Source organism: Arenibacter certesii DSM 19833, assembly GCF_000429545.1.
Taxonomy (GTDB): Bacteria; Bacteroidota; Bacteroidia; order Flavobacteriales; family Flavobacteriaceae; genus Arenibacter; species Arenibacter certesii.
Genome location: NZ_AUCB01000020.1, coordinates 1 through 18,719, shown reverse-complemented (window position 1 = coordinate 18,719; position 18,719 = coordinate 1). Strand labels below are relative to the sequence as shown.

Here is an 18,719-nt window from a genome sequence, read left to right as displayed (position 1 = left end):
TAAGTAAATAGCTAGCTGTACTTAAGTTACAGCATTTATGGGCTTATTGTGTTCTGGTTGTATAATCCGAATGGAAAACCGTATATATGGTCGTATTTTCCTTATTTGAATCGAATAATATTCCAATTAAGGGGTGTGGGAAAGATATTGTTTAGTTGCAAACCGATTAAAAAATACGCTTCTCTGCACGATTATATAGAGGCTATATATGTGGTGGGCGCTGTTGCCTACTAGATTTCTGAGTGAATTAAAGATTTATAAAAGTGAACAGCTGGCATTGGGGCCAGCTGTTCACTTTTATATCCTTTCTTTATATATTATAACTAGATGGATTAGGAGAGACTATTGACCGTTTTTCTAAGAGCTGTTAAATTAGTCAATAATTTTTCTAAATGGTCTAAATGCAACATATTGGCGCCATCACTTTTTGCGTTGGCGGGATCAAAATGGGTTTCCATAAAAATACCATCAACTCCTGTAGCAATTCCGGCACGGGAAATGGTTTCTATCATATCCGGTCTTCCCCCTGTTACTCCTGAGGATTGATTGGGTTGTTGAAGGGAGTGAGTTACATCCAATACTACTGGAGCAAATTGTTTCATGGTAGGTATACCACGGAAGTCGACGATCATATCCTGATATCCAAACATGGTTCCCCTATCGGTAACCATTACTTGTCCGTTATTGCTGTCCAAAACCTTTTGTACTGCATGTTTCATGCTTTCGGGACTCATAAATTGTCCTTTTTTCAGGTTAATTACCTTGCCGGTATTAGCTGCTGCTGCTACCAAATCGGTCTGGCGCACTAGAAAAGCTGGAATCTGTAGAATGTCAACATATTCGGCAGCCATTGTCGCATCGGAAATCTCATGGATGTCGGTAATGGTAGGTACTTTAAACGTCTCGGAGACTTTTCTTAGTATTTTTAGCGCCTTCTCATCTCCTATCCCCGTAAAGGAATCTACCCTACTACGGTTGGCTTTTTTAAAACTTCCTTTAAAAACATAGGGGATGTTCAGTTTGTCCGTAATGGTCATTACTTTCTCTGCAATACGCATTGCCATTTCTTCTCCTTCAATGGCACAAGGCCCGCATAGAAGAAAAAAATTATTGCTTTGATGGTGTTTGAGTTGTGGTATTAACGCTAAATCCATGAATTATTATTTTGTTGCAAAGATAGGAAATTGAAAGATGCAGAGGAATATCAAAAACACATTTAGGAGTGGATAGGGAATCTCTTTTTGTGTAACTCATGACGCTTTACTAGGTTAATAAGAATGTTATGAGCTTAAGTACCTAAACTACCTCCAAATTCTTTTGAGGAAATGGACCCTATTGTATAAAACCAAAAAACAATAAAAATCACAGCAGTTATTTAAATGGAATTCGTAAATTTAAGTCTAGGTCAGGGAAATTAATATATGCTCAAATAGAAACACTATGGATTGTATTGAAGCGCTTCAGAAGGAACTAGAATCCGAATATATAATAACTAAAAAGTTTATTGACCTTTATCCTGAAGATAAAAACTCATGGAAACCCCATAAGAAATCCATGGATATGAAAACACTTACGGTGCATATCATTGAAATTTTTGCTTGGCCTGATATAATAATGAATACGGATTATCTCGATTTTGCGGAAACTCCTTATACTCAGCCCCAATTGAGTACCCGAGCAGAAATGCAAAAGAAATTGGAAACGGATTATAATTTAGGAAAGACAACCTTAAAAAATCTAACCCTGGAGAAATTGGATGGGAAATGGGATATTCGTCAAGGGGATACAGTCTTTCAAGAATGGTCAAAATATGGTGCTTTGCGACATGCTTTTAACCAAATTACGCATCATAGGGCACAATTAGGTGTTTTTTACCGACTCAACGATATACCTGTGCCAGGAAGTTATGGTCCCTCTGCCGACGACCATCAGTAAGCGGTGATGAACTCTTATTTAATATTTAAATAACTGGCAATTAGTTATTTGAAATATTTTTTTTAAAGGTTTTCTAAACGCATACCTAGTCCATAAATAACTATTGAAAGCCTCTTAAACATATTCATTATCAAAGAGATAAGAAAAATAAACCTTTTCTAGTCGGCATAAAAAAAATGCGTACCTTTGCACCCGCATTTAAGTTACTTGAATGCAAATAAAAATTATTTATGGCAGCAACAAAAAACATAGCTATTATTGCTCACGTAGACCACGGTAAAACAACCTTGGTAGACAAAATTATGCACCATTGCCAATTGTTTCGTGAAAACACGAACACTGGTGATTTAATATTAGACAACAACGATCTTGAACGTGAAAGAGGGATTACGATCACCTCTAAAAACGTTTCCGTTGTATACAAGGATACCAAAATCAATATTATAGATACTCCTGGTCACGCCGATTTTGGTGGTGAAGTGGAACGTGTTTTAAATATGGCCGATGGGGTACTTCTTTTAGTGGATGCCTTTGAAGGGCCTATGCCACAGACAAGATTTGTATTGCAAAAGGCAATAGACTTAGGTCTTAAGCCATGTGTGGTTATCAATAAAGTAGATAAGGAGAACTGTACTCCGGAAGAAGTACATGAGAAAGTTTTTGATCTTATGTTCGAGTTGGGTGCAGAAGAGTGGCAGTTAGATTTTCCAACTGTTTACGGTTCTGCAAAGAATAACTGGATGAGTACAGACTGGAAAAACCAGACCGATAGTTTAGAGCCTTTATTGGATATGGTAATAGAGCATGTCCCATCATTTGAAGCAAAGGAAGGAAATACGCAAATGTTGATCACATCTTTGGATTTCTCTTCTTTTACCGGTAGAATTGCTATTGGAAGACTTCAGAGAGGCACTCTAAAAGAAGGACAGCAAATATCGTTGGTTAAAAGGGATGGTACCATTGTGAAGTCCAAAATAAAAGAACTCTATACCTTTGAAGGTATGGGCAGATTAAAGGTTAAAGAAGTAGTTACTGGAGATATATGTGCTTTGGTAGGTATTGAAGGTTTTGAAATTGGTGATACTGTTGCCGATATCGATAACCCAGAGCAAATGAAAACGATTGCTATTGATGAGCCTACAATGAGTATGTTGTTTACCATTAACGATAGTCCGTTTTTTGGAAAGGATGGTAAATTCGTAACGTCTAGGCATATCAATGAACGCTTAAAGCGAGAATTGGAAAAGAATTTGGCCTTAAGGGTAAACGCGACCGATAGTGCAGATAAGTTTTTGGTATTTGGACGTGGGGTATTGCACCTTTCTGTATTGATAGAAACCATGAGGCGAGAAGGATATGAGCTGCAAATCGGTCAGCCTCAGGTAATTATAAAAGAAATAGATGGGGTTAAATGTGAGCCTATTGAGCACTTGACTATAGACCTTCCAGAAGAAGTTTCAGGAAAAGCAGTAGAAATGGTTTCGATCCGTAAAGGTGAAATGACCAGTATGGAATCCAAAGGTACACGTATGGTATGTGAGTTTTTAATTCCATCGCGTGGTATTATAGGTCTTAGAAACCAGTTGCTGACTGCAACGGCTGGAGAGGCAATTATGTCGCACCGCTTTTTGGAATACCAACCCATGAAAGGTGAAATTCCACAAAGACAAAACGGATCCTTGGTTTCTATGGAAACTGGAAAAGCTATTCCTTATTCTATTGATAAACTGCAGGATAGAGGTAAGTTTTTTGTTGATCCAGGTGAGGATATCTACGAAGGCCAAGTAATTGGTGAAAACTCTAGAGGGGACGATATGACCGTTAATATTACTAAAACTAAGAAGATGTCTAACGTACGTTCTTCAGGTGCCGATGATAAAGCGAAAATTGTTCCGGCAATTAAGTTTTCATTGGAAGAGGCTTTGGAATATATACAGAAAGACGAGTATGTTGAGGTTACTCCAAAACATATCCGTTTAAGGAAGATTTATTTAACTGAGAACGATCGTAAGCGAAATAAAATCGCATAATCGATCCGGTTTGATAAGTAAAAATCCCCAAAACTGTGTTTTGGGGATTTTTTTGTTTCCTTTTGTAGGGGCTATCACATTAATAACCTTCCAATATGTTTGGCTTTACTTTTTATAAGCTGCTGCCGCCGCTCCTATAATTCCTGCGTGGTTTTGCAGTAAAGAAGGGATTACAGGAGTTGGAATGGTAATGTATTCTTTAAATTCATCCCAATCCTTAGATGTTCCTCCTCCTAAAATGATTAAGTCTGGGGAGATAATAAGGTCTACATATTCCAAGAAAGTATTAAAACGCTTGCCCCATTTTTTGTAACTAAGATTCTCCCTTTCTTTGGCAGAAGCTGCTGCCCATAGTTCTATTTTATCATATTTTTTATAGGGAATCTGGCCCAATTCAAAATTGGGAATCAGTTTTCCATTTAAAAATGCCCCACTACCAAGTCCGGTTCCTATGGTGATCATAACCACCAGTCCTTCTTTGTTTTGTCCTACGCCATAATTAACAGCAGCATAACCGGCAGCGTCCGCATCGTTTACTACAGTTACTGGTAATCCCGTTACCTCACTAAAAAGCTCATCCACTTTTACGCCTTTCCATGATTTGTGCAGATTTCCAGGGGTGTTACAAACGCCATTCTTTATTACTGTTGGAAAACCGCATCCTACTGGACCTTTATAGTTGAAATGGGCAACGATCTTTGCGACCACCTTTGCCATTGCCTTAGGTTTTCGTGATTTGGGTGTTGGGATTCTAAATCGTTCCGAAATCATTTCACCCGTTTCCATATTCACCAAAGCTCCTTTTATGCCTGAGCCACCGACATCTATTCCTAGGATTTCCATGTATTTATTTAAAGTATTTATGACAAAGTAACAAAAAAAACCAATTATAGTACAATTGGTCTGGTCCTTAGTGTAAATATTCCCTTTCTTTCAGATAGTCGAATATCAGTTTATCCACTTCGCTTAACTTCTCCTTTTCGCTATAACTAAACCAACCAACCTCTAGGTGTGTAAGGTTTGGAGAAATAATCCCTGTAAATCCGGTAGTATAGCAGGTTTTTCTATCTAAGATAACAGGGCTGGGGAAAGCGCTCTGTGCTTCAAATATGCCTAAGTACGTAATACTGGAGATTATTAAATTAATCCCTAAAAGTTCTTTCATATAACTTTGAAGCACTTTGGCATCTGATTCTTCTTTTATCTTATAACCTCCGGGAAGACTAAAAGTGCCTGTGTTTTTATGGAAAAGGACAAGTATCTTAAAGTCTACAATGCATATCCAGCTTAGCATATCTAAAATTTCTGGGGTAGGTTCTACATAATAATCTATAGAGTTTAAGGAGTGATCTTTATCTATAAGGTTAAGGAAATTATCTATAAATTTTCCCGCCGCGGTCAGTGTCTTTAATTTATTATTCCTTCCTAAAACACTGGAAATGGTTTCGTCTCTATTGCCAAATTTGTATCCACCTTTTTTTATCCAGATTACATTTAATAAATGCTGCATGACAACGTTGCCTAGCTGATCTATTGATACCGCCATTTTTAATGAATACTCTCCAATGCCTACTATTCCTTTTTTGTATATGGAATGGAATAGTCCATACACAAAACCTAGGGGTACTGTTATTACAAATAGTATGATTGATATGAAAAATAATATAATTCCTATCAAGGGATTAACGCGCTTATCAGCGGTATAAACTTGTTTTTTTATGATCATCTTATGTGAAAAATTATAGGTTGGTTATGTTGTGAGTTTTATTGGTTATTAAGGTATTTTAGGAGTTTTTCTATTTATTTAATAGTTGTTTCAAAATCTACCCGATTAATAATGAGGAGCTTTTTCCTAAAAATAGGCTAAGCAATCTTAGTGGTATCCAGACTAGGATTTTTAAAATAAGCCGGCATGGAGTTCAATAAATTGAAATTAATATTATATTTGGAAGATTTCATAAATTTATATGGTATTTACTGTTAATTAAAGGCGATGTTCCTAATCAATTTTCAGTTAAGATACTATATCTACTACAAAACTTAATAATGGATTCAACCATCCAAACAATCACCTTTAAAAACTTATAAATGAAAAACTATTTTCTATTACTTCTATCTATTTCCATGATTTTAGTTATGGGGTGTGACAGTAATAAACGAGAAGGAGCACCCCGAATTTTGGTATTCTCAAAAACCATGGGGTATAAGCATGCTTCTATTCCTGCGGGAATTGCCGCAATTCAAAAACTGGGGAAGGAAAATCAATTTGTGGTAGATACTACCAAGAATGCGGACTTATTTACTGATGAAGAACTTAAAAAATACGCTGCTATAATCTTCCTAAGTACTACGGGAAATATTTTGGATGCAAAGCAGGAGGCTGCATTTGAGAGATATATTCAGGCCGGTGGTGGTTTTGTGGGCGTACATGCAGCTACTGATGCGGAGTACGACTGGAACTGGTATGGAAAATTGGTAGGAGCCTATTTCCAGAGTCATCCCCCAGGAACTCCACAAGCCGATTTTATTATTAAAGATCCCACATTCATGGCTACCGATATGTTTCAGGATACTATTTGGAAACGCTCTGATGAACTGTACAATTTCAAGAAAATTAATTCGGATGTCAATGTAGTAATGACGGTAGACGAGAATTCCTATGAAGGTGGTGAGAATGGTGATTTTCACCCTATGAGTTGGTATCATGAATATGATGGGGGAAGGGCGTTTTATACTGCTTTGGGGCATACAGAGGAAAGTTTTTCAGAAGACTTGTTTTTAAAACATCTTTTAGGCGGAATTAAATATGCGATTGGGAACAATGAAAACCTTCGTTATGAGAAAGTCACTTCTCAGATTCCACCAGATTCAGACCGATTTACCAAGGTGCCTTTGAAGGTAGGTGATTTCTTTGAACCTACAGAAATGACCATACTTCCCAATATGGACGTGCTTATAGCACAAAGAAGAGGAGAGATTGTGTTGTACAAGCATGAAACGGGTGAAGTTAATCAGGTAGGCTTTTTGGATGTATACCACAAAACATTGGAGACGCCAGGTGTAAATGCCGAAGAAGGATTGATGGGGATACAAAAAGACCCCGATTTTGCCAACAATCGTTGGGTCTATCTTTTTTATAGCCCTTCCGGGGATGATTGGGTAAATAGATTGTCGCGATTTAAGTTTGAGGACGATATGCTGCAGATGGATTCTGAACAGATTATACTAGAATTAGAAAGTCAAAGAGAAATTTGCTGTCATACTGGAGGTTCCATCGCTTTTGGCCCCGACAATCTATTATATCTATCCACGGGTGATAATAGTACTCCTTTTAATGAAAAGGGCGTTAAATATGTCAATAGAGGCTATGCCCCATTGAACGATATCCCCGGTCGTGAGCAATACGATGCCCAACGATCCTCGGGTAATACCAATGACTTACGTGGTAAGATATTACGTATAAAAGTAAATGAGGACGGATCTTATAGTATACCGGAAGGCAACTTGTTTCCTGAGGGGACTCCAAAAACTCGTCCAGAAATTTATACAATGGGTCATAGAAATCCATATAGAATTTCTGTGGATCCTAAAAATGGTTATGTCTACTGGGGTGATGTAGGTCCCGATGCTCGTGTAGACAGTTTACAGACTAGAGGGCCAAGAGGGTATGACGAATTAAATCAAGCAAAAGAAGCTGGAAATTTTGGTTGGCCATTTTTTATTGCAGATAATAAGCCGTACCGAAGCTACGATTATGCCACGGGTGAAAGCGGGGAAGCATTTGATCCCGAAAAGCCTATCAATAATTCTAAAAACAACACAGGAATTAGGGAATTGCCTAAAGCAATGTCGGCCTTTGTATATTATCCTTATGTAGAATCACAGGAATTCCCGCAAGTGGGTACCGGAGGAAGGAATGCCATGGCCGGACCTGTCTACTACAAGGATATCTATAATGGAGAAAAGGCATTGCCCGATTATTATGACGGTAAGGTTCTTGTGTACGACTGGATACGAGGTTGGATGAAGGCTGTAAGTCTGTTCCCGAATGGAGAATTTAATAAAATGGAACCTTTTGCCGATCAGATTAAGCTTAATAACCTTATAGATATGGAAGTGGCGCCAGATGGAAGAATCTATCTCTTAGAATACGGAAGCGGTTGGTTTTCAAAAAATGATGACTCGGCCTTAAGCTATATCGACTATAACGGCGGTAACCGCCCTCCCTTGGTAGAAGGCATGACGGTAGATAAAACTTCAGGAAAATTGCCATTAAATGTCGTGGCAAAAGTGACTGCTACGGATCGCGAGAATGATAAATTGACCTATATGTGGGATCTTGGTAATGGAGAAACCAAGGAAACTACTAAGCCTGAAATTGCTTATGCTTATGAGGAGGGGGGAGATTATTTTATTTCCGTAGAAGTAAAAGATGATAAAGGAGCATCTGCAAAAAGCAACTCTGTATCCATAGTGGCGGGGAATTCTAGACCGGAGGTATCAATAGACCTAAGCGGAGGAAATACTTCTTTCTTCACAGTGGGTGAGCCGGTAAATTATAATGTTATCGTGAGTGATCCAGATGGTTCACAGATTTTAGAAGAGAACATTTTTGTTTCCGTGGATTATTTGGAGAGTCTGGATGAAGCGTCCCTTTCGCTTGGGCATCAAGAGGTTTCAGCGGCGGTTACCGGTAAGTCACTTACCCAGGCCATGGATTGTAGAACGTGTCATAAGGAATTAGAGAAGTCTATAGGCCCTAGCTATGATCAGATTGCAAGGAAATACAAGAATGATAAAAATGCAGCAACCTATTTACAAGGGAAAATAATTTCAGGTGGTAGCGGTGTTTGGGGAGAGGTAACCATGCCGGCACACCCTAAAATGACTCAGGATGAGGCTAGGCAAATCACTGCCTATATCCAGTCTTTGGCGGATACCGGTCTCGTACAAAAATCCCTGCCTGCTGCTGGTACTATAGTTCCTTCAAAAGGGGATAGTGGGAAGGTTATGGTTATCTCGGCTTCCTATACAGACCAGGGAGAGAATAACGTTAAACCGCTTACAGGTACTAAATCGGTTATGTTGAAGAGTGATTCAGACACCTTCGATACCACGCAAAATTAAAACTAGTAATCAAAAGATAGCTGAGTTTTTTTTTACTGTAAGTTGATTGTTATAGCTGTATGTTTCACTGGATTGGAAGTCTAGCATGTAATGTAGTTTATTAAGTATATATTATAAATCTCTATTTAAATAATGCCGGCCCAATAAATGTTTAAACATCTATTGGGCCGGTTGCTATTAGTTTAAATATTGCCAGTATTTTATTGACTCATCCAGTTTTTAAACTCTGGCGCTTTTGCTCTACTCACTACAATCCTTTCTGGAGAGGGAGGGGTAACCCCAACGATAAGCTTCCCATTAAAATACTGTTTTATGCCCTCTATTGCGTCTTTTTTTACTATGAACTGTCGATTTATCCTAAAGAAAATAGATGGATCAAGATCATTTTCCATATCCTCTAAATTTTGTTCCATGATATAGGTCTGCTTATCATCGGTCACGGCTTTAACAGTGCCGGTCTCAATGTATAGGTAGGCTATGTTTTCAGTCTTTACAGGAACTAATTGGTCTCTATGGTGGACCAAATACATGGATTTATAGGTGTTTTTTTTTGTACTGATAAGGTTTAATAATCCTTTAACTTGATCAGTATAGAGGCCCTTGTCTTTAAACTGCCCCTTATACTGATCTAAGCTCTCAGCCAGCTCGTCTTCATCTATTGGCTTTAATAAGTAATCTATACTATTTACTTTAAACGCCTGTAGCGCGTACTGATCATAAGCTGTAGTGAATATAACAGGCGACTCAATTTTAACAGAGTCAAATATTTCAAAAGAGAGCCCATCTGCCAAGTGGATATCCATAAAAATAAGTTCAGCCTCATGGTTTTTGGAAAAATATGCGATAGATGCTTTAACCGAATCCAGAACGGTCAAAATCTCAATGGAGTCATCTATATTTTTAAGCATAAAGGCAAGGTTCTCACTTGCCGCAACTTCGTCTTCTACTATTACAACTTTCATGACATTTTATTCAATGGGAGTTTAACACGGAAAAATTCATTATTTCTGTCAATTACTATTTTTTGTTTCCTAATCATATAATATCGCTTGTACAAATTAAGAAGTCCGCTACCCGTCCCTTCTGCCAACGAGGACCTTGCTCTAATTTTATTTTCTACATAAAGCGAATCGTTATCCGAATAGATGATGACCTTTAATGGATTGGTCTCTGAAATCTCGTTGTGTTTTACGGCGTTCTCTACCAATAACTGTAGCGCTAAAGGTGGAATTCTTCGTTCCAGGTAAGTATCATCTATGTTTATCTCAATTAAAAAACGGTTGCGATACCGTGTTTTTATTAAATAGGTATAACTTTCCAAGAATTTAAGTTCTTCCTTTAATAATACTAAGTTACGATCCCCGCTCTGTAATATATATCGGTACATAAAGGAAAGCTTCTTTACAAATTGTGTGGCCTCCTTATTATCGCGAATAAGATAATTGAGCGAATTTAAAGAGTTAAATAGAAAATGCGGATTTATCTGATTCTTTAAAGCGGTAAGTTCGTTTTCCAGGTTCTGCTGTTTTAGATATTCGTTTTCCAAAACACTCTCGCGTTGTATAATTTGTAGGCGTAGAATTCTAGATATAAATAAAATAATTATGTGCACTACAATAAAAATAGAGTTCACAAATCCAGCTTCCCTTTCAGAGATGACCTTATCCACGAAATATGGATTTAATTTACTGAAGAGTGTGGTTGTAGCGACCAGAAGGATTAAGTTTCCAATAAAACGGAGTCCAAGATCAATAAACTTGCTTTCTTTTGGAATTTTATAGATCCAAATGGTATTAAATTGCAATGTGATCCAAGAAAACAGGAAGAAAAATAGCAGTTTTAATATAAAGTCGTTAATAAGATCCTTGAGGAAAAGCTCATCCGTAAACCAAACCGATTTAAACAGGCTTAAAGTTAAAGGAAGTGTTACCAATACAGCTATTAGTACCGCTATTTTTAAAATTTCTTGTAGTTTAACCTTTTTTACGCGCTGCATTTTTACATTCTAATTTTTAAAGATACCTAATTAATTCAAAAAACTGGAATTGATTGTTTCTGTCTATTTTTAGTGGATATATGCTGTTGATTGATTGCAAGGAGCGTCTCTTATTGGAATATTATAGTATATAATTTAGTTGGTGTATGTCACAACGCTACTTCTCAAGTGGGTTTAAAAACAATAGGTCCTTTGCATTTGCTAAAGACCTATCTAACTAATTAACCAACTAACCTCTAAAACTAATTCCTTACTTGGCAAATACGTTAAACCCTTTGGGTAGGTAATTGCGCAGGTCTTTGCCAAGTTCAATTTCTTCTTCCACTTCTTCCACTTTAATATCGTTGAGGTCTAGCGCTTTACCTGCATAAGCGTTAAAACCTATGGGCAAGTATTCGGCAGTATTGAAATCTAGAACAATTTCTTCTTCTATTTCTACTAAAACTATATCATTTAAGTTTAGCTGTTTTCCTGCATAGGCATTAAAACCTATTGGCAGGTATTCTGCAGTATTGAAATCTAGAACAATTTCTTCTTCAACCTCTTCTAAAACAATATCATCTAAGTTTAGCTTCATTCCTGCATAGGCGTTAAAACCTATTGGCAGGTATTCTGCAGTGTTGAAATCTAGGGTAATTTCTTCTTCCATTTCTTCTACAACAATATTGTCTAGGTTTAGCTTTATAGGTGTATATGCGTTAAAGCCAATTGGCAGGTATGCTGCGGTATTGAAATCAAGGATAATTTCTTCTTCTTCGTTCGGTTCAACTACCTTAATTTCTTCTAGACTTAAATTCCCAGCCTGTTGATCATCCGACAATACATCTTCAAAAAGACAGGAAACTTCAGATAAAGTGAAGAATTCTCCATTGTCATCCATAGATATTATACATTCATTTTTGTCGCTAAAGGAAAGTAGTGTGGTAGAAACCATCACCATTCCAATTAATATACTTAGTTTTTTCATGTGATTTATAATTTTGTTTGTGTACTTTAAAGATTTGGTTTGCACTCTGACTAGGTTTACTTTATTATTCGAAGTACAAATATAGCCTCATATATTGCTGCTTTTGGAGGTAATTGGGTGAAGTGTATAAAATGGCAAGTGAAACGTAGTAGGGGGAGGTTGAGGTGTATAGGGCTTTGTTGCTCAGGCAGTTGTGGGGATGCTTTTAACCGGGTTTCCCATTTTCTTGGTCGGGGTGGTTTGCTCTAAAATTGGGCTTAAATTAGGTGGTAAATTTTATTGATGGCAAGTAGTTAAATCCTATATAATAAAAGGCAACTCTTATAATATGCTAACTCAGGTGAGTTGTAAATGGGGTTAGCTTTTCGGTGTAAAATTGCAATTGGGGAATTTTTTCTAATTTTTCATAATTAAAAAATACGCGCTTTTAGTGAATAAGTTCACTTATATAAGGTATTTACCTTTTACGCTTTTCTATAGCTGCATTACCGGATTTGCCATAAAGCTTCCTTGGCATGCAGTCTATAATTCTAGGTTTTGAGTTTTGTTAGTGATAAGTAGGCTAAGGAATTAAACCGCCCGTTGGATCACTTCAAACACTTTATTGCCATCGCATTTCAGGGTCTTGGATGGATATTTTAATATCAAGGCATAATCATGGGTAGCCATTAAAATAGTTCTTCCCGTTTTGTTTATATCCTGAAGTACCTTCATCACTTCCACACTGGTCTGTGGATCTAGGTTTCCTGTGGGTTCGTCGGCCAATATAAGCTCTGGATCGTTTAATAGGGCGCGTGCAATAGCAATTCGTTGCTGTTCTCCCCCAGATAATTCGTGCGGAAATTTAAAACCTTTGGTCTTCATATCCACCTTTCCTAAGACTTCTTCAATCTTGGCGTCCATTTTGCTTTTGTCTTTCCAGCCAGTAGCCTTCAGCACAAATAATAGGTTATTGTTAATATTACGATCTGGCAATAACTTAAAATCTTGGAAAACTACCCCTAATTTTCGCCTTAGATAGGGGATGTCCCGTTCTCTTAGGGTCTTTAGGTCAAAATCTACAATAGTTCCATCACCTTGCTTTAAAGGAAGGTCTCCGTAGAGCATTTTCATGAAACTACTTTTACCGCTACCGGTCTTGCCTATAAGATATACAAATTCGCCTTTTTTTATTTCAAGACTTATGTCGTTTAACACTAAATTTTCTGCCTGAAATACCGCTACGTCCTTCAACTTCAATATACTCTCGCCCATAGTTATAAATGTTGACATAAAAGTAATAAGTTACTTTGGAATAAGGTCTAAACAACTTGAAAAATGTTTTTCTTTATCATATACTTGTGAACGATATTTATCGTTATCTATTGAAGAACGGTAACTCTTAACTATTAGAGAACATTATGCTAAGAAAAAAAACCGCTGTACTACTATGCTTCGCTGGGTCCTTATTTTATGGTATCTCGCAGGAGTCTAAGATTTATACGCATGACCAAAAGGAATATCAAGAGGCTTTGGCATTGTATAATAATAAGCAGTATCAAGCAGCACAGACAATTTTTGAATCGGTACAGCGCAATGCCAAGAATGTGGAAACGCAGGCCAATAGCGCTTATTATGCGGCCAACGCCGCTATTCGCTTAAATCAATTGGGCGCGGATAGGTTGATGGAGGATTTTGTAGAAAACTACCCTACCTCTACCAAACGAAATTCTGCCTATATTGATGTAGCAGATTATTATTTTGAAACAGGAAAATATCCTTATGCCTTAAAATGGTATGCCAAGGTAGACCAGAATGCACTATCGCGTCAGGATAAGGAGCGTTTTAATTTTAACAATGGGTATGCGTTATTTTCCTCAAATAAACCTAAAGAGGCAGAAAGATACCTGGAAAAAGTGACTACTTCACGCACCTATGGTTCCCAAGCAAAGTATTATTTGGGATATATCGCTTACCAACAAGATGATTATGTAGGGGCTAATCAAAAATTCGATCAAATTACCGATCAAGATCTAATTGATAAAAAGTTAACCTATTATCAGGCGGATATGAACTTTAAGCTAGGTAGGTTTGAAGAGGCTATATCTTTGGCCAAGGCGCAATTACCAAAATCGGACAGGACCGAAATATCAGAACTCAATAAAATTATTGGGGAAAGTTACTTCAACCTAAATCAATATGATAACGCTATTCCTTATTTAACCGAATACAAGGGGAAAAGAGGGAAATGGAATAATACAGATTATTATTTGCTAGGCTATTCCTATTACAAGCAAGGGGATTATGCCAATGCGGTACAGCAATTCAATAGGATTATTGATGGTAATAATGATGTTTCCCAAAATGCGTATTACCATTTGGCGGAATGTTATCTTAAGTTAGATAAGAAACAGGAAGCCCTGAACGCTTTTAGAAATGCTTCCCAAATGGATTTTAATCTAGAGATCCAGAAAGACGCCTACCTAAATTACGCTCGACTAAGTTACGAAGTAGGAAATGCTTATGAGCCAGTACCAAAAGTACTGACCACCTATTTGCAAAAATATCCCAACGATAAATATAAGGAGGAGATTCAAGATCTATTGGTAGATTCCTACATTACCTCAAAGAATTTTGAGGGGGCTATGTTGCTTATGGAAACCAATAAAAATTTTGCTAGTAAAGCTACTTATCAGAAAGTAGCCTTTTATAGAGGGGTGGAATTATTTTTGGAAACCAATTATGAAGGCGCTTCACAAGCCTTTAAGAAATCTTTGGATAGTGCGGAAGATCAGGTGTTTAAGGCTAGAGCAAATTACTGGAAAGCGGAATCTGATTTTGCTATCAACCGATTTGATGATGCAGTAGCAGGGTATTTGGCCTTTAAACAAAACCCCGCTTCAAAATCGACTCCAGAATATAAGGATGTGGAATATAATCTTGCCTATGCTTATTTTAAGCTTAGGAATTATGCAGGGGCTATTAGCGCCTTCAATAACTATGTGGAGGCCAATGGAAAGGATGCAGAGAAATTAAACGATGCCTACTTGAGATTGGGAGATAGTTATTTTGTTAGCAGTAAATACTGGCCGGCGATCGAGACCTATAATAAGGCTATTGCCAGAAATATTCCAGAACAGGATTATGCTGCCTATCAAAAAGCATTGAGTTACGGATTTGTGGATAGGAATGCTACTAAAATAGAAGAGCTCACCAATTTCGTTTCCAAGTACCCTAAATCTACACTAAAGGATGATGTGCTATTTGAACTAGCAAATTCTTATGTGCGATCTAATAATACGGATAAAGGATTACAATTATATGACCAAATGATAAGGGAATATAGTGGAAGTTCCTTGGTGCCACAAGCCCTAATGAGACAGGGATTGGTACATTACAATGCTAATAGGGGCGAGCAGGCCTTAGCGAAATTCAAGACTGTGGTACGGGATTATCCTAATTCCCAGGAAGCATTACAAGCAGTAACCACAGCCAAATTAATCTACGTGGACCTTGGACGGGTAAACGAATATGCCCAGTGGGTAGACGGTCTAGACTTTGTAGAGGTAACAGATGCAGAATTGGATAACGCTACTTTCGAGTCGGCAGACAAGCAGCAACTAGAAGGTAAAATAGATGCCGCTATAAAAGGATATGAGGGTTACATAAAGCAATTCCCTAATGGGTTAAATTCCCTGAAGGCCAATTTTAACCTCGCGCAACTTTATTTTGGGAAAGGCCAAAAAGACAAGGCTCTGCCCTATTTTAAGAATGTAGCAGAGAAAGGTAAAAATGAATATGCAGAACAGGCGCTTACCAGAGTATGTGAGATATATGTGAGTAATAACGATTATGTTACTGCAATTCCCTATTTGGAGAAACTTGAAGCTACTGCGCAGATTCAACAAAATGTTACCTATGCACGTTCTAACCTTATGAAAGGGTATTACGAGCAATCCAATTATAATAAGACCATGGACTATGCCGGGAAAGTATTGGCTACTTCTAAAATTGATGACCGAATTAAGAGTGATGCCCATATAATGATCGCTAGATCGGCTATTAAGACTAATAATGAAGGTAGGGCCAAAACAGCCTATTCCGAAGTGCTAAAAATTGCTACTGGCGAATTGGCAGCAGAGGCATATTACTATGATGCCTATTTTAAGAATAAGGACCAAAAGTATGAAGCTTCCAACGCCTCGGTTCAAAAATTGGCGAAAGATTATCCAGGTTATAAAGAATGGAGTGCTAAAGGATTGATTGTAATGGCCAAGAATTTCTATGCCTTGGGAGATGCTTTTCAGGCTACCTATATTTTAGATAGTGTAATCGCAAACTTTGGAGACTATCCTTCAATAGTAGAAGAAGCTAAAAGGGAGTCGGCCATTATTAAAGCAAAAGAAGCTCAAAGTAATTCCTCAATTAACTCCAATGGGAACTAGAAAATCCCAGCAAAAAGAACATTATATGCACAATTATATAAAATTAAGCCTTTTTGTAATGGTTGGTTTGTTCCAGACCATTCAAGCACAGGATGAAGATAAAAAAGATATTGGGACAGAGACAGTTACTGTAGTAAAGGCATATGCCCCATCTATTTCCGATGCTTTCAAGATTAAATCGGTCCCTACGTTGAACGATTCTATTGTTCTACAGAAGAAGCCAATTTCATATAGCATCTTTTCTGTACCAGTAGCTTCCACATTTACCCCAGCTAAGGGAAAGGCTTCTGGGATAAAGAAAACACCAGCACCAAAGCTTTTTAATTCTTCGGCTTCCATTGGACTTGGGAATTATAACAATGCGTTGTTAGATTTTTATACCAGTAGGGCATTAAACAGAGATGAAAGGTTAGATATTTCATTAAATCATCATTCTTCAAGAGGAGATATACCTACTTCCGCTCTGGATAATCTGTATTACAATTCTAAATTGGATGCTAATTATTCCAAATACGATAGATATCTAAGTTGGGGTGCCAATATGGGTTTCCAACATCAAATGTACAATTGGTATGGTATTCCAAATGGATATTATACCGAGGAGTTGGTAAACGGTATCGATGAAAAACAAAACTATTTTAATGTTCATGCAGGAGCTCATATTAGATTAGAGGATTCCTTCTTTAAAGGAGCAAATCTACTATTTAGACGTTTCTGGGACGCTACAAATTCAGGTGAAAATAGGGCGGTTTTAAAGCCGGTTTTTGAAGCGCCAATAGGAGATGAACTACTGACCGTAAAAACAGAAATTGACTATCTGGGAGGTGTTTTTAAAAATGCCCCAGTAAGCAATGACACTAAAGACCCCGAAACAAAATACGCCTTTTTGCAGCTCGGTGTAAATCCAAATATCGAAATAATAAAGGACGATATTACCCTTAATTTAGGAGCGAACTTTGTTTACGGAATGGATATGGAAAATAATGGCAATAATTTTTATGTGTATCCTAAAATTACAGGATCCTATAGGTTGCTAGATGATTTGGCCATTGTTTATGGAGGAATTGAAGGGGGACTTAATCAGAATTCTTTTTACGGGTATGTAGAAGAGAATCCCTATGTTTCCCCAACCTTGGAAATTCAGCCTACAGATCAACAGTATGACGGGTATATTGGTATGAAAGGGCAATTGTTGTCCAACCTTAGCTATAATATAAAGGGGTCTTATACTGCCGAAAACAGAAAGCCATTGTTTATGCTAAATCCAGAGAATACTTCTAGGAACGATAAGAAAGGTTATTATTATGGAAATAGCTTTCAGGTCTTTTATGATGATGTGAGAACCTTAGGGATATTTGGGGAATTAAACGTGGATATTAATCGTAACTTTAGTATTGGTATTAATGCCGAAGCTTTTGATTATGATACGGAAACTGGAAATCCCGCTTGGAACCTTCCTAGTTTCACTAGCTCTTTGTTTATGGATTATCAGATTGGAGAGCAGTGGTATATGGGAGCTAACTTATTTTTTGTAGGAGAAAGGGATGATGTCTATTCTGTAGCTACACCAGGTGCTTCGCCCGCAGATTTTACGATGACACCAATAACCTTAAAAAGTTATTTTGATGCAAATGCCCATGTAGGGTATCGATTGAACCAGCAATTATCTGTATTTGCTAAGGTCAATAATATTGCGAATGAAAATTATATGAGGTGGAACAACTTTAAGGTACAGGGCTTGCAGGTTATGGCGGGTGCTACCTACAAGTTTGACCTATAACCCAAATCTTTATATAGATAAGGGGTTGTTTCCTTATAAGTAAATAATAAGAAGGCGTATGTGGTGAATTCCATATACGCCCTTTTGTTTTATTGGTCAGGATGTAGTCAAGCCTCAAATAGATTATTAGGTCTCTTTTCTATTTTTACGATGGCATCCATATCGCTGGGCGCTGGGTTAAAGAAACAGCGTGGATTTGTATTTTAAGCTTCTTCGGTTCTAAACCAGGAAACCTATATAGGGATATTCGGGAGTAGGCCGATTTTCACTAAAAACTGGACAGAACGAATCCTGGAACATCGATGTTTCCGGGATTTTTTTTATGGTTTATTTTCGAAGTGGATTTTCGTCCGGTTTAAGAGGGCTTTTTGGTCGTTTTAGTGAGGTTCTGGCATACCTTTCCCATCGAAGTTTCGGATCGCTAGTCCCTATGCCGCTTTTTCCAGCGCCATGGCCGACA

The 18,719-nt window shown here is 37.5% G+C and carries 12 protein-coding genes; 5 read left to right on the top strand and 7 right to left on the bottom strand.

What is annotated here, in order from left to right; translation table 11 throughout:
- Positions 1-332: 332 nt before the first annotated feature.
- Positions 333-1,154: a 3-deoxy-8-phosphooctulonate synthase gene (kdsA, locus tag G466_RS0111540; RefSeq protein ID WP_026813808.1), complete on the bottom strand. Its 822-nt coding sequence runs from the start codon at positions 1,152-1,154 to the stop codon at positions 333-335.
- Between the two features lie 286 nt (positions 1,155-1,440).
- Between kdsA and G466_RS0111535 the strand changes: the two genes are divergently transcribed.
- Together G466_RS0111535 and typA are read left to right on the top strand one after the other, a co-directional pair.
- Entirely contained in the window at positions 1,441-1,935 is a 495-nt protein-coding gene (locus tag G466_RS0111535; RefSeq protein ID WP_026813807.1) for a DinB family protein, read from the top strand.
- 230 nt (positions 1,936-2,165) lie between these two features.
- Complete coding sequence (gene typA, locus G466_RS0111530; protein WP_026813806.1) at positions 2,166-3,965, top strand: translational GTPase TypA; 1,800 nt, start codon at positions 2,166-2,168, stop codon at positions 3,963-3,965.
- 105 nt (positions 3,966-4,070) lie between these two features.
- On the opposite strand, the gene ppgK is transcribed toward typA, so the two are convergent.
- Both ppgK and G466_RS0111520 read right to left on the bottom strand, forming a co-directional pair.
- Entirely contained in the window at positions 4,071-4,808 is a 738-nt protein-coding gene (ppgK, locus tag G466_RS0111525; protein WP_026813805.1) for a polyphosphate--glucose phosphotransferase, read from the bottom strand.
- 67 nt (positions 4,809-4,875) lie between these two features.
- The gene (locus G466_RS0111520; RefSeq protein ID WP_026813804.1) at positions 4,876-5,691 is read right to left on the bottom strand and encodes an NUDIX hydrolase; all 816 of its coding nucleotides are present in this window, start codon (positions 5,689-5,691) and stop codon (positions 4,876-4,878) included.
- A 362-nt stretch (positions 5,692-6,053) separates the two neighbouring features.
- Between G466_RS0111520 and G466_RS21860 the strand changes: the two genes are divergently transcribed.
- The gene (locus G466_RS21860) at positions 6,054-9,092 is read left to right on the top strand and encodes a ThuA domain-containing protein (protein ID WP_084418811.1); all 3,039 of its coding nucleotides are present in this window, start codon (positions 6,054-6,056) and stop codon (positions 9,090-9,092) included.
- 200 nt (positions 9,093-9,292) lie between these two features.
- Here G466_RS21860 and G466_RS0111505 read toward each other — a convergent pair whose 3' ends face one another.
- The 4 genes from G466_RS0111505 to G466_RS0111490 form a co-directional block, all read right to left on the bottom strand.
- The gene (locus G466_RS0111505) at positions 9,293-10,054 is read right to left on the bottom strand and encodes a LytR/AlgR family response regulator transcription factor (protein ID WP_026813803.1); all 762 of its coding nucleotides are present in this window, start codon (positions 10,052-10,054) and stop codon (positions 9,293-9,295) included.
- Positions 10,051-11,088, bottom strand: a complete 1,038-nt coding sequence (locus G466_RS0111500) for a sensor histidine kinase (protein WP_026813802.1) — start codon at positions 11,086-11,088, stop codon at positions 10,051-10,053. Before G466_RS0111500 ends, G466_RS0111505 begins: the two co-directional genes overlap by 4 nt.
- 250 nt (positions 11,089-11,338) lie before the next feature.
- Entirely contained in the window at positions 11,339-12,055 is a 717-nt protein-coding gene (locus tag G466_RS0111495) for a hypothetical protein (protein WP_026813801.1), read from the bottom strand.
- A 570-nt stretch (positions 12,056-12,625) separates the two neighbouring features.
- Complete coding sequence (locus tag G466_RS0111490) at positions 12,626-13,309, bottom strand: cell division ATP-binding protein FtsE (protein ID WP_026813800.1); 684 nt, start codon at positions 13,307-13,309, stop codon at positions 12,626-12,628.
- 146 nt (positions 13,310-13,455) lie between these two features.
- On the opposite strand from G466_RS0111490, the gene G466_RS0111485 reads away from it, so the two are divergent.
- Positions 13,456-16,479 carry a tetratricopeptide repeat protein gene (locus G466_RS0111485; RefSeq protein ID WP_026813799.1) on the top strand — a complete coding sequence of 1,008 codons (3,024 nt, stop codon included), beginning with the start codon at positions 13,456-13,458 and terminating at the stop codon, positions 16,477-16,479.
- Positions 16,469-18,259 carry a TonB-dependent receptor domain-containing protein gene (locus G466_RS0111480; protein WP_229797194.1) on the top strand — a complete coding sequence of 597 codons (1,791 nt, stop codon included), beginning with the start codon at positions 16,469-16,471 and terminating at the stop codon, positions 18,257-18,259. The genes G466_RS0111485 and G466_RS0111480 overlap by 11 nt, the downstream gene beginning before the upstream one ends.
- The last annotated feature ends 460 nt before the right edge of the window (positions 18,260-18,719 follow it).

Bases quoted from the DNA above. Each gene is read 5' to 3' on its own strand.
- kdsA (WP_026813808.1), bottom strand. From the start codon at position 1,154: ATGGATTTAGCGTTAATACCACAACTCAAACACCATCAAAGCAATAAT.
- G466_RS0111485 (WP_026813799.1), top strand. From the start codon at position 13,456: ATGCTAAGAAAAAAAACCGCTGTACTACTATGCTTCGCTGGGTCCTTA.
- G466_RS0111505 (WP_026813803.1), bottom strand. From the start codon at position 10,054: ATGAAAGTTGTAATAGTAGAAGACGAAGTTGCGGCAAGTGAGAACCTT.
- G466_RS0111495 (WP_026813801.1), bottom strand. From the start codon at position 12,055: ATGAAAAAACTAAGTATATTAATTGGAATGGTGATGGTTTCTACCACA.
- typA (WP_026813806.1), top strand. From the start codon at position 2,166: ATGGCAGCAACAAAAAACATAGCTATTATTGCTCACGTAGACCACGGT.
- G466_RS0111500 (WP_026813802.1), bottom strand. From the start codon at position 11,088: ATGCAGCGCGTAAAAAAGGTTAAACTACAAGAAATTTTAAAAATAGCG.
- G466_RS0111490 (WP_026813800.1), bottom strand. From the start codon at position 13,309: ATGGGCGAGAGTATATTGAAGTTGAAGGACGTAGCGGTATTTCAGGCA.
- G466_RS0111520 (WP_026813804.1), bottom strand. From the start codon at position 5,691: ATGATCATAAAAAAACAAGTTTATACCGCTGATAAGCGCGTTAATCCC.
- G466_RS0111535 (WP_026813807.1), top strand. From the start codon at position 1,441: ATGGATTGTATTGAAGCGCTTCAGAAGGAACTAGAATCCGAATATATA.
- ppgK (WP_026813805.1), bottom strand. From the start codon at position 4,808: ATGGAAATCCTAGGAATAGATGTCGGTGGCTCAGGCATAAAAGGAGCT.
- G466_RS21860 (WP_084418811.1), top strand. From the start codon at position 6,054: ATGAAAAACTATTTTCTATTACTTCTATCTATTTCCATGATTTTAGTT.
- G466_RS0111480 (WP_229797194.1), top strand. From the start codon at position 16,469: ATGGGAACTAGAAAATCCCAGCAAAAAGAACATTATATGCACAATTAT.